This window comes from Sphingobacterium sp. UBA2610 (assembly GCF_002339225.1).
Lineage (GTDB): Bacteria > Bacteroidota > Bacteroidia > Sphingobacteriales > Sphingobacteriaceae > Sphingobacterium > Sphingobacterium multivorum.
Genome location: NZ_DDKA01000013.1, coordinates 184,374 through 196,052 on the forward strand (window position 1 = coordinate 184,374; position 11,679 = coordinate 196,052).

Below are 11,679 nucleotides of genomic sequence, written 5' to 3' on the forward strand. Positions count from 1 at the left end.
AAAAATTCGCTTATGCTAATTTCTCAAATTCTTTGTATTCAATGTCCGTAGCATTCAATTTCACTAAACCTTTCAAGTGATCAAATACTTTTAAAGCTTTAGCTTCTTCGAACAAACGATTACCTTGCTCTCTATCTTGCAACAATTGAATTGCAAATTGGTTCAACTGCTCATCAGAAGGTTCTTCGTTGATGTTATACATCTTGATTTGCGCGTAGATACGTTCTTTTGCTAAATTGATAACTTCATCATATTTAACTTCAAGACCATTTTCAGTAACAACGCGGTTTTCGATGATTGTCCATTTCAAGTTGTTCAAGAAGTCAGCAAAACCTTCGTTCAATTCTTCTTCAGAAATGCTTGGGTTAGTTGCTTTCAACCATCTTTTCAAGAATTCTTCAGGGAAAGATACATCAACTTTCTCCATACCAAAAGTATACATATCATTACGTAATCTTTGATCTGAATTTTGTTTGAATAAGTTCTCAACTTCTTCTTTCACTTTTTCTGTGAATTGAGCTTCTTCTGTTACTTCACCTTCTGCGAATAATTTATCGAAAAATTCTTGGTTTAGATCAGCTTCCTCTAAACGGTTGATATTCTTAACAGTCAATTCAAATTTAGTGACGTCTAAAGCAGTTGCTTCCTCTTCAGTGATACCTAAGATACGTGCTAAATCTTCAGTTTTGAATGCTTTTTTAACATCAATCTTAACAACATCGTCCTTTTTAAGACCAACTAATGATTTTTTGATCTTAGCATCTTCTACGATATCTGTGCGGATAGAAGTTGTTTTTTCTAGACCTTCCTCTTTATCTTGTTTCAATGTTGCATATAATACATCACCTTCTTCAGATACTTCTGGATTAGTCATTTTTCCATAGCTACGACGCAAGTTCTTGATACGATCTGCCAATGTCTCTTCATCAGCTTTGATTTCGTACGAAGTAAATTCAGTCTCAGCAGTAAAAGGCAATTCAAAAGCAGGAGCAAGACCAATTTCATATTTGAAGTTGAAATTGTCTTTATAATCCCAGCTGTATTGTGCATCATCTTCCAAAGGAAGTGGTTGACCTAAAACTTCTAATTTATTTTCAGCAATATAATTGGTGATTTTCTCATTCACTAATTTATTGATCTCGTCAAATAAAATAGATTTACCATAAGTACGTCTGATATGTCCCACAGGAACTTGACCTGGACGGAAACCTGGTAATTTTGCTTTTTTAGCTTGCGCTTTAATCTCTTTGTCGACTTGAGGATTATAATCTTCAGGTGCTAATGCGACGTTGACTACCGCATTGATTGCATCTACATTCTCGTGTGAAATATTCATACTCTTTTTAGCTATATCGCATTCATAAAAAAATCCTCCCGAGGTTTTAAGTTCGGGAGGACATCAAGTGCGGAAGAAGGGACTCGAACCCCCACGCCTTGCGGCGCCAGATCCTAAGTCTGGTGCGGCTACCAATTACGCCACTTCCGCATTAGGATTTCTTTTGATGCCACAAAGATAGAAACCAAACCTATATCCTGCAAGTATTTTCTACTCTTTTTTTTATTTTTTTTCAATATTCTCCCAACCCCTTGCATAATTCATTATTATTCATTTACTTTGAATATCAAAGTACTTTTATGGAACAGAAAGATTTATTTAGAGAACTTGGACAGATCAGATCATTAATGGAAAAATCGTCCAAATTTGTTTCAATAAGCGGATTATCAGGTGTACTCATGGGCTGTTATGCTTTGCTGGGAACACTATTGGGATACTATATTCTACAGCAACCCGAAAGTACCGCGCTACTCTTGGGCGAAAATCTGAATAAGCCCCTACTGTTTTTAATGATTGCGCTCATCGTCCTCTTATCATCCCTGGTGACCGGCTGGCTAATGGCACGTAAAAAAGCGAGAAAAAATAAGCAGTCGATTTGGAACATTACAAGCAAATCTCTTTTATTTGCAGTTTCAATCCCCTTACTAACGGGTGGCATGATTTCCTTGTTGTTTTTTGTCCAAGGCTACTACCAGCTGATTGCTGCTATGCTCCTGATCTTTTATGGACTGGCACTGACTGCGGGTAGCATCTATACCTTTGCAGAAGCAAAAGGCCTGGGTATACTGGAAATCTGCCTGGGTTTGATTGGTATATGTTTCCCGGACAACGGCTTATTATTGTGGGGATTAGGATTTGGTGTGCTACACATCATCTATGGTTTTATCGTTTACAAAAAGTACGAATCGTGAAATTAGATCTTTCCTTATATGACAAAATATTTGAAAACAGGGTTCGCCTCCAAATTATGAGTGTTCTCGCTGCCAATGAAGAATATGATTTTAATTCATTGAAAGAATTGTTGGACGTAACCGACGGTAACCTTGCTTCCAACCTAAAAACATTGGAAAAAGAGGAATACATTAGTGTCGAAAAAAGCTTTGTAGACCGGAAGCCGAACACCCGATACAAAAGAACGACAAAAGGACTTAAAGCCTTTGAAAATCACCTTATTGCACTTGAAAATTTAATAAAGCAACAATACAAATAATTTTTTTATTCATTTACTTTGAAAATAAAAGTACTTTTAAAACATGATTAAATGAAAGGAATTCGATTAAAACTGATGCTGCACCTCTATAATTGGTCTTCCAAAGTATATGCAGACATCTTTAAATGGAACAAAAAAGCTTGGGGAATATCTAAGGCAAATTTTATGACCTACCCCGTTGGAAGCATCGGCCATAATCTGGGGCTCTTTTATGAAAGTAAAGGTTTCGATGTCATGCCCAAACTGGAAAATCACGATGTATTTCATATCCTGACTGAAACCGGAACAGAGATACAAGATGAAATTGCCATGCAATTCCTCTTACTTGGTAATGGAAAGATCAGCCTCTATCTTATGGCAATGATTTTTATTGGCGGAATCTTATTTCCCGAGCATTTCGGTTATTACAAAAGACATTTTCAGAAAGGTCGATCGCTCCAAAACTTCCATCATTTAGAATTTAAAGAAATCCTTCATTGGCAATTAACGGAGCTTCAAATTGCCTTATACAGTAAAAATATTCAAATAGATTTAAACAACTAAAATCATGGACTACAACAATTCATCATCGATAGAGCAATCGTCATTTTTTGAGAAAATCAGTAATTCCACTGTCCTAAAGTTATTTGTCATTTTCTTTCTTTCCCTGATATTGCTCATTCCACTTTCGTTAATAAGCGATTTAATAGAAGAACGGAAAAATAGGGAACAGGAAGTTTCTGGCGGTATTGCATTAAACTGGGGAAAGGAGCAGGTTATTTCCAGTCTTGTGTTGGCTATCCCCTATCGCGAGACTATACCACTTTCTGCCGAAAAAGCCGAAAAATCGAACCTTAGAGAAGAGCTGAAATGGATATTTGTCTTACCCAAAACATCCAATATCACAACCGATATAACGCCACAGCATCTTTCTCGAGGTATTTATAATGCCGTAGTTTACAACAGCAACATCACATTAGACGGTTCTTTTGACAAAATATCCCTAGAAAAACTCGAGATCCCAAATGAGCAAATTGACTGGAAAGGCAGTAAGCTTATTTTCGGCATCCAGGATTTTAAAGGCTTAGGCAAGCGCCCATCCTTGAATTGGGATGGCAATGAATTGACTTTCGACCCAGACTTTAATAATCTCAAATTATTTACGCAAAATTTAGTCTGTCCTGTACCTTTGGATCCGCAGAAAACAGACAATCGTTTTAAGATAAAACTAAATCTAAAAGGATCCAAATCATTGAATTTTCTTCCGCTGGGTGATCAGACAAACATCCAGGCTAAGGGTAACTGGGCTAATCCAAGTTTCACAGGTGCATTCTTACCGGGCAAACGTAATACCGAAACCTCCAATTTTTCGGCTTCCTGGGAAATCCCTTCTTTCAGTCGGAAGCTGCCGCAACAATGGACAGGCGATGCCCGTTCGATCTTTCAGTTCGATAACAACCTCGAAAATGGAAATGAGGGCAATGAGCAAAAGCCAGCACAAGCCGTCAGCACTACAATTGCCTCTGCAAATAACCTATTGGATAACGCAGACATGATTACAATTAACTTCCTACCAGATATCAATAACTATCAAAAAACAACACGGGTCGCCAAATATGGTATTTTAGTTATCATCCTGACCTTTACTTCGCTCCTATTCACCGAGGTGATCAAGAAAAAACGGATCCATATCATCCAATATATTCTGATTGGAGCAGCTATGGTTCTTTTCTATACATTGCTGCTCGCGCTATCCGAGCATATTGGATTTAATCTAGCTTACTTAACGGCTTCAGTCGCTACAGTTATGTTGATTGGCAGTTTCATTAAATCAATTACCAAAGACCAGAAATCGGCGCTATTGCTGAGTTCTATTCTGGCTTTATTTTATCTTTTTATCTATATCCTCATGCAACTTCGGGATTATTCCCTTATCGCTGGAACAATTGGCATCTTTATCATTTTGGCGATTTTGATGCGCGTTTCAACAAAAATAAACTGGTATCAATTTGATAATAGCCATGTGGATCAATAAACAACGTCTTCGACTTTATTGGGTATTAATTCAGATACTATTAAAAAAATAAGGATTTACAATTCTAATAAGCCATTTCTAAATGAAAGAGATGGCTATTTTTTTACTCGACTTAGCATTTATGACCAAATTCTGTAACTTGCGAAGAAATTTTTCAGCGGCATAGATATGTTTAAACAGATGAAAAAACTTACAATACTTACATTAGCGATTATGGCGTGTAACCTAAGCAATGCGCAAGAAAGCAAAGACGGAAAAAATAACTCCAAATTAGTGTCGGAATCGCCACAACCGATCAACCCAACTACACTTTGGGACCTTGGTCGTGTTTCGGCCGAAGGACTTTCTGCAGACGGCAAAACATTGGTATACGGTGTTTCCAATTATAATCTGGAGAGCAATTCAAGTGAAAAAAATCTCTATACAGTTTCACTCACAAACGGGACTAGCAGTCAGTTCACCGACCAAAAAGGTGGTGAAACAGTCGTTCAGATCGAACCAAATGGCGACGTCATTTATTTGTTAAAGGGGCAGTTATGGAAGAAGAACCTATCTAAGGCTGAAGCAGTTCAATTGACGAATGGCGATATTGCTTTAGAAAATGTCAAGTTTTCTCCTGATGGAAAACAAATACTCTTCAGCCAGTCCGTGCTCGTAAAAAAATACCACAGCACAGATAAATATCCCGAACTACCAAAGTCGGACGTTTATATCTATGACAACTTAGACTACAGACATTGGGATACCTTCAATGATGGCAAATTCAGTCATCCTTTTGTGGCGAGTTATATTGATGGTAAAGTTGGCGAGCCGGTAGACCTATTAAAGGATCAAGCTTTCTACAGCCCTCAGGCACCATTTGGTGGCGCAGAAGATTTTGCCTGGTCTCCCGATAGCAAGGCAGTGCTCTATGTCTGTAAAAAGAAATTCGGAACAGATTATGCTGTCAGTACCAACACCGATATTTATCGCTATGATCTCGCTAGCGGAACGACGTCTAACCTGACAGAAGGAATGAATGGGTATGATACAGCCCCAACCTATTCTCCCGATGGGAAAAGCCTAACGTGGCTCAGCATGAAGACCGATGGTTATGAATCGGACAAAAATGACATCATGCTATTTGATAAGAATAGCTCGATTCGACTTAACCTAACAGCACATTGGGATGGTACCGTCAATAGTTTTATCTGGAGCAACGACAACCGGAAAATCTATTTTACAGCTGCAACGAAAGGCACAGTTCAATTATTTGAACTTGAAGTACCGACCAATATCAAAGCTAAAAGTTTACCAAAAATACATCAAATTTCAGAAGGTGACTTTGACATCACCGGTATTGTAGGCCAAGTAGCTGACAAATTAATTGTTAGCTCTACAAAGTTTACCCGTGCAACCGAAATCTTCAGCTTTGATCTAAAAACCAAATCTTTAACTCCGGTCACTAAAGTCAATGATGCAAAATATGCAAGCATCAGCGAAAACAAAATTGAGAAGCGTATTACAAAGGCATCCGATGGAGCAGATCTGTTTTCATGGGTAATCTATCCGCCAAACTTTGACCCTGCAAAAAAATATCCAACCATACTTTACTGTGAAGGCGGCCCTCAATCCGCACTGACGCAATTTTACTCCTTCCGTTGGAATTTACAATTGATCGCATCACAAGGCTATATTGTCATCGCTCCAAACCGCAGGGGTATGCCTGGCTGGGGTGTAAAATGGAATGAAGCCATTTCTCAGGACTGGGGCGGTCAGCCAATCCGGGATTACTTGGCCGCCATAGACGATATCTCCAAAGAGTCTTATGTAGATACAACACGCCGCGCGGCGATTGGAGCTAGTTATGGTGGATACTCTGTTTATCAACTAGCTGGAGTGCATCAAAACCGTTTCAAAACGTTCATTGCGCACAATGGTTTATTCGACATGAGAAGCTGGTACGGTACCACAGAAGAACTCTTTTTTGCCAATCACGAACTGGGTGGGGCGTACTGGGATAGCAAAAATGAGAAATCCTATACCGCATTCAACCCCATTGAAAAAGCAAATAATTGGCACACACCAATTTTAATCTTTCAAGGCGGAAAAGATTATCGTGTTCCAATCGGACAAGGGTTAGCGGCATTCCAATTGGCTCAGCTCAAAAAAATTAAGAGCCGCCTGGTCTACCTACCTGATGAAAATCACTGGGTACTGTCAGGACAAAACGCACAAGTTTGGCAAAGAGAATTCTTTACCTGGCTTAAGGAAACTTTATAACGAGATGTGCAAAATCCGCTTGTAAAATCAGGTATTTTCGCAACTGACAAAGTCGGCCTTCACCTGTTTAAATTCCAAAAAGCGTTACTCAGGGAGTGGACATATAAAAACAAAAAGCCTGCAATATGCAGGCTTTTTTATGTATCCCATTTGATCTGATTGCTAAATCTATTTCTCGCCTTTTTTTCCAAAGATGGAAAGTTTGATATATTTCCCGGGTTTCTCTTTCACATCCTTCATCAAATTATCCATTTCCTTTGAAGCATTATTGAGATTATTATATAACGCTTCGTCATTTAACAATAAACCAATAGATCCTTTACCACTATTGATTTTTCCCGTGATCTCCTGAAAATCATTGACTGCGGCATTTACTTTGTTCATGGTATGTTCAAAATCCAATCGGGCGGCCTTATCGGTAATATTATTCAGATTAGACATGATCGCATTGATTTTCTCGCCATTTTGTGAAAAATTGGATGTAATTGATTCGAGATTGGCCATGATTCGATTGAGTCTCCCCTTTTCATCCCCCACTAGACCTTCGACATCTTTGGTGATGCCTTCTACATTTTTCAAAGAAGTGGAAATGCTATGAATACTTCTTTTAAAGTCATCCTGAAACTGTTTGTCTAAGACATTATTGACAACCGATAATGTTGAATCCAGTTTAATGGTAATTGTTTCAATCCGTTTTTGAATGGGTTCAACCTTATCCATAATATTCGGTTGGACACCTGAAGCTAAAAAGTCTCCATCCTTTGCCAATTCCTTACTGTTACCCATTTCGAAAACAATGGCCTTACTTCCCAACAAATCTGTGCTTGAAATCCGCGCAATTGTATTCTTTGGAACGTCATAATGGGAGTGTATTTTGAACTCTGTCTTAATTTTGCCATCAGGTAGGAGAATCATTTTTGATACACGACCGATTTGATAACCATTTACTAAAACAGGTTTTGATGGAGTTAGGCCATCGACAGCTTCATAAGTTGTGTAATATGTGTTGTCGCTGCTAAAAACATCATTTCCTTTTAGAAAGCTATAGCCAATAAATAATAAAACTATCGCAACTGTTGCTAATATGCCGACTTTTGTCTCGTTTGAAATTTTCACAAATAATCTATTTAGTAATGATCATTAATTTAAGTTTAAAACAGCATAAAAGCAAATCTGTTTAGCGTTCTACAGAATTTTTATAAATTTTCAGAGCCGAAACTAAATTATTGACAATTTCCTGCTGCCCTTCATCAGACAATAGGTAGCTCTCTTCTTCTCTATTACTAATAAAGCCAATTTCTGTAAGCACAGCGGGCATACCTGCTTCCGCCAATACAGCTAAGCCTTTCTCCCAGAATCCTCTACTATATCGCCCTGCCTTCACATACTCACCTTCAATCATCTGCGCCAGACGAATACTTTTTTCACGGAATCGGTTTTTCATCAAGGAGAAGATGATAGCACTTTCAGGGTCTTTTGGATCGAATCCTTGATAATTTTCTTTATAGTTTGATTCCAGTAACAAGGACGCATTTTCACGAACTGCAGCATCTTGCTGTCCCAAACGATGCGAGCCAGAGACCAATGTTTCGGTACCATGTGCGCTAGCACCACTGGAATTACAGTGTATTGAAATAAATAAATCTGCTTTATTGGCATTCGCCAAGCGAATACGTTTGTAAAGCTCAACAAATTCATCCGTCGTTCTCGTGTAGATGATCTTGATACCCGGAATATCTTTCTGAATCTGCTTTCCCAATTTTAACGCAACTTCAAGGGCTACATTTTTCTCCAACGATCGCCGCCCTTGTGCTCCGGTATCTTTACCGCCATGGCCCGCATCAATTACAATCGTTTTTATTTGGTAGTCTGGAGGCACTGCTTGCCCATTGTTTAATGTGAAAGAATTCAATAAAAAAAATCCCAAAGTAGCGGACACAACACTACACCATTTTCTAATTCTTAAATCTGATTTCATTGAATAATTATTTGCTCTACTATAAACGAATCAAAATGCGTCAATATTATTTCTTTAATAGATAACGATATTTAACATATTTTCTATTGCTTTTTTGACTAATTTTGTCTCTCGAAGTTTAACATTATTTCACAAAAATAACATTTGTCTTTAATTTTGAAGTCGTTAATCAACATTTTAACACTATTTATCATTCTTGCAATGAGCAATGCTAGCTTTGCTCAAAGTAATATTCCATTAAAACAGAACGGACTTCAAGGTAAAGATCCTATTTCGGCGACCAATAAATCGCAAGATACGAGTAAATCGAAAACTGCAGATACGACCAAATCTGTAAACGATACAACCAAGAAAAAAGGAAGTGGTTTGCAGGCCGAAGTGAGCATTATTGCGGTTGACTCGCAGAAATCTGAAGTTGCCAAGAATATCAGTCACCTTTATCGCGGAGCAAAAGTAAAGTACCAAGATTTTGAACTTTCTGCCGATTATATCCGTCTTGATCGAAACAAGAAAAAGATTTTTGCTTCTGGGATCTACGACAAAAGTGGTAAATATGTAGGGCGTCCTATTGTCATCATGGGTAATGGTGAATCACCGAAAACAGTAGACTCACTTTATTATGATTACGAAAAACAAGAGGGAAATACCTACGGTATTATGACCGAAGTTGATGGTGGATTTATCCAGGCCAATATTGTGCGAAAGAATATCTACGACGAAATGTCTATTTACAAGGGATTATATAGTACCTGTAATCTACCTTATCCACATACCCATTTTGGAATTCATATCACCAAAGGAATTGTCACTAAAAATCAGATTATTTCTGGTCCGGCCTACCTTGTCGTGATGGGTGTACCGATGCCCGTGGCATTTCCATTTGCATTTTTCCCAAAACCAGATAAAAGAGCATCCGGGTTTCTCTTCCCTTCTTTTGGAGAAGATTATACCAGAGGATTCTCCATGCGGGATATCGGTTGGTATTTGGCCTTCAACGATTACTGGGACAGTGAGATTAGAGGTTCCTTGTATTCTAAAGGTTCGTGGGAAGCTTCCATCAATACGCGCTATACCGTCAACTACAAATTTAACGGTGGTTTTAATATCCGTTACGCCAATACCAAAACAGGTATTGAAGGAACATCCAATTACGGCTCTAATAAGGATTTTAACGTCACATGGAACCATACCCAACGGCAGGAAGCCAATCCAGGAACATCTTTCTCTGCAAGTGTTAACTTTGGTACAAGTTCTTTCTTTCAAAATACCGGAACCGGAAGTACACAAAATACCTATGAAAATCTTGCCCGTAACCGTATGGGATCGTCCATCAGTTATGGAAAAGTATTTGCCGATGGTAAGGTAAACCTCACGGCCAGCTTAACGCATAACCAGGACATGGCTACACGCAGTATACAGATGAGTTTACCCAACATCAGCTTAAACGTATCCTCTTTTAATCCATTTGACAGCAAAGACCGTGTCGGTGAACAAAAATGGTATCAACGCATCAATGTCGGTTATAGTTTCCAGGCGCAAAACTCGGTCAGTACCATTGATACATTGTTGTTTAAACCAGGAGGTTTCAAAAAATTCCAAAATGGTTTCCAACACAATATTCCAATCAGTCTATCACTCAATGCTTTTAAATATTTCCAGTTCAATACCAGTGTAAACTATACCGAACGTTGGTATTTACAAAGTACGCGACAAAGCATCGACAATACCGCTGCAGGTTATAAACAACGTATCGATACCGTTCAGGGATTCAATCGTGCATACGATTACTCGGTATCGACCGGACTTTCGACCAAGGTTTATGGTAATTATTTCCCTAAAATAGGTAACCTTAAGCAGATCAGACACGTTGTTACACCGTCAATCAACCTGAACTATAGACCCGACTTTTCGGATCCAAAATATGGTTTCTATCAGCATTATAACGATCAATATGGAAACAGAAATGTATACTCAATCTTTAGCCAGGGTGTCTACGGTTCCCCTTCCGCAGGAAAATCTGCGGGGATAGGTTTCTCCATTGACAATAATATCGAAGCAAAGGTCAAAAGTAAATCTGACACCACGGATGGCGGTATGAAGAAAATCCCTATTCTTCAAGGTCTGACGTTCAGTGGAAATTACAACTTTGTGGCCGACTCGCTAAAGTTGTCCCCAATTACTTTCTCTGGCCGTACAGCTTTTTTCGACCAAAAGATGAATGTAAACTTCAACGGTACATTTGATCCTTATTCGGTCAACGAAAATGGTGTCCGTGTCAATCGCTACGCCATTAAAGACGGTAGCCTTGCGCGCCTGACAAACTTTGGTCTTTCCTTTGACTATAGTCTGAATCCTAAGGCTGCGAAATCACGTAATAACAATATTGATTCTTTAAGAAAAGAAATGACAGGAGCGGGTATGACTCCCGAACAGGCACAAGCCTTAGCTCGAATCAGCTCAGATCCAAACGCATTTGTGGACTTTAACATCCCATGGAACCTTGCGGCATCGTTCAGTTTCAATATGGCAAAATCGTTCAACTCCAGTACACGAAGAATGCAGAGCCAGATCACAAGCACATTGAATTTACATGGCGACTTCAGTGTTACGCCAAAATGGAAAGTCACCTTTCAATCGGGGTACGATTTCAAACAGAAGGAAGTGGTCATGACCTCTTTCAATATCTATCGCGATCTGCATTGTTGGGATATGTCATTTGGCTGGATGCCTTTTGGGCGGTTCCGAAGCTACAACGTCACCATTCGTGCCAAGGCATCGATCTTACAAGATCTTAAGCTCACAAAAAGAGCCAGTTCAGGAGGCAGTTATTTTTAAAATAACTGCTTTTTTTTTGAAATGTTATATTCATATTGGCCAAA

At 38.7% G+C, this 11,679-nt stretch carries 9 protein-coding genes and 1 tRNA gene; 6 read left to right on the forward strand and 4 right to left on the reverse strand.

Features of this window, described 5'->3' with window-relative positions:
• Positions 1-10 precede the first annotated feature (10 nt).
• Together B4Z47_RS09670 and B4Z47_RS09675 are read right to left on the reverse strand one after the other, a co-directional pair.
• Positions 11-1,336, reverse strand: coding sequence for a trigger factor (locus B4Z47_RS09670; RefSeq protein ID WP_046673958.1), 1,326 nt, complete (start codon positions 1,334-1,336; stop codon positions 11-13).
• A gap of 68 nt (positions 1,337-1,404) precedes the next feature.
• Positions 1,405-1,486, reverse strand: a tRNA-Leu gene (locus B4Z47_RS09675).
• A 149-nt stretch (positions 1,487-1,635) separates the two neighbouring features.
• On the opposite strand from B4Z47_RS09675, the gene B4Z47_RS09680 reads away from it, so the two are divergent.
• From B4Z47_RS09680 to B4Z47_RS09700, 5 genes are all read left to right on the forward strand, one after another.
• Positions 1,636-2,247 carry a hypothetical protein gene (locus tag B4Z47_RS09680; RefSeq protein ID WP_070564906.1) on the forward strand — a complete coding sequence of 204 codons (612 nt, stop codon included), beginning with the start codon at positions 1,636-1,638 and terminating at the stop codon, positions 2,245-2,247.
• Entirely contained in the window at positions 2,244-2,546 is a 303-nt protein-coding gene (locus B4Z47_RS09685; RefSeq protein ID WP_046673956.1) for a winged helix-turn-helix domain-containing protein, read from the forward strand. The genes B4Z47_RS09680 and B4Z47_RS09685 overlap by 4 nt, the downstream gene beginning before the upstream one ends.
• A 51-nt stretch (positions 2,547-2,597) precedes the next feature.
• Positions 2,598-3,089, forward strand: coding sequence for a hypothetical protein (locus B4Z47_RS09690; protein WP_070564903.1), 492 nt, complete (start codon positions 2,598-2,600; stop codon positions 3,087-3,089).
• Between the two features lie 4 nt (positions 3,090-3,093).
• On the forward strand, positions 3,094-4,560 hold the full coding sequence (gene creD / locus B4Z47_RS09695; RefSeq protein WP_070564900.1) for a cell envelope integrity protein CreD: 1,467 nt from the start codon (positions 3,094-3,096) through the stop codon (positions 4,558-4,560).
• A 180-nt stretch (positions 4,561-4,740) separates the two neighbouring features.
• On the forward strand, positions 4,741-6,822 hold the full coding sequence (locus B4Z47_RS09700; protein ID WP_070565304.1) for a S9 family peptidase: 2,082 nt from the start codon (positions 4,741-4,743) through the stop codon (positions 6,820-6,822).
• 168 nt (positions 6,823-6,990) lie between these two features.
• Here the strand turns inward: B4Z47_RS09700 and B4Z47_RS09705 are convergent, their stop codons facing one another.
• Complete coding sequence (locus B4Z47_RS09705) at positions 6,991-7,938, reverse strand: MlaD family protein (RefSeq protein WP_046673953.1); 948 nt, start codon at positions 7,936-7,938, stop codon at positions 6,991-6,993.
• Positions 7,939-7,999: 61 nt separating this feature from the next.
• Positions 8,000-8,800, reverse strand: coding sequence for an N-acetylmuramoyl-L-alanine amidase family protein (locus tag B4Z47_RS09710; protein WP_070564897.1), 801 nt, complete (start codon positions 8,798-8,800; stop codon positions 8,000-8,002).
• Positions 8,801-9,001: 201 nt separating this feature from the next.
• Here B4Z47_RS09710 and B4Z47_RS09715 point away from each other — a divergent pair, with 201 nt between their 5' ends.
• On the forward strand, positions 9,002-11,635 hold the full coding sequence (locus B4Z47_RS09715) for a putative LPS assembly protein LptD (RefSeq protein ID WP_254667687.1): 2,634 nt from the start codon (positions 9,002-9,004) through the stop codon (positions 11,633-11,635).
• Positions 11,636-11,679: the final 44 nt, after the last annotated feature.

Coding starts and splice junctions, on each gene's coding strand:
- creD (WP_070564900.1), top strand. CDS start 3,094: ATGGACTACAACAATTCATCATCGATAGAGCAATCGTCATTTTTTGAG.
- B4Z47_RS09710 (WP_070564897.1), bottom strand. CDS start 8,800: ATGAAATCAGATTTAAGAATTAGAAAATGGTGTAGTGTTGTGTCCGCT.
- B4Z47_RS09700 (WP_070565304.1), top strand. CDS start 4,741: ATGAAAAAACTTACAATACTTACATTAGCGATTATGGCGTGTAACCTA.
- B4Z47_RS09680 (WP_070564906.1), top strand. CDS start 1,636: ATGGAACAGAAAGATTTATTTAGAGAACTTGGACAGATCAGATCATTA.
- B4Z47_RS09670 (WP_046673958.1), bottom strand. CDS start 1,336: ATGAATATTTCACACGAGAATGTAGATGCAATCAATGCGGTAGTCAAC.
- B4Z47_RS09715 (WP_254667687.1), top strand. CDS start 9,002: ATGAGCAATGCTAGCTTTGCTCAAAGTAATATTCCATTAAAACAGAAC.
- B4Z47_RS09690 (WP_070564903.1), top strand. CDS start 2,598: ATGAAAGGAATTCGATTAAAACTGATGCTGCACCTCTATAATTGGTCT.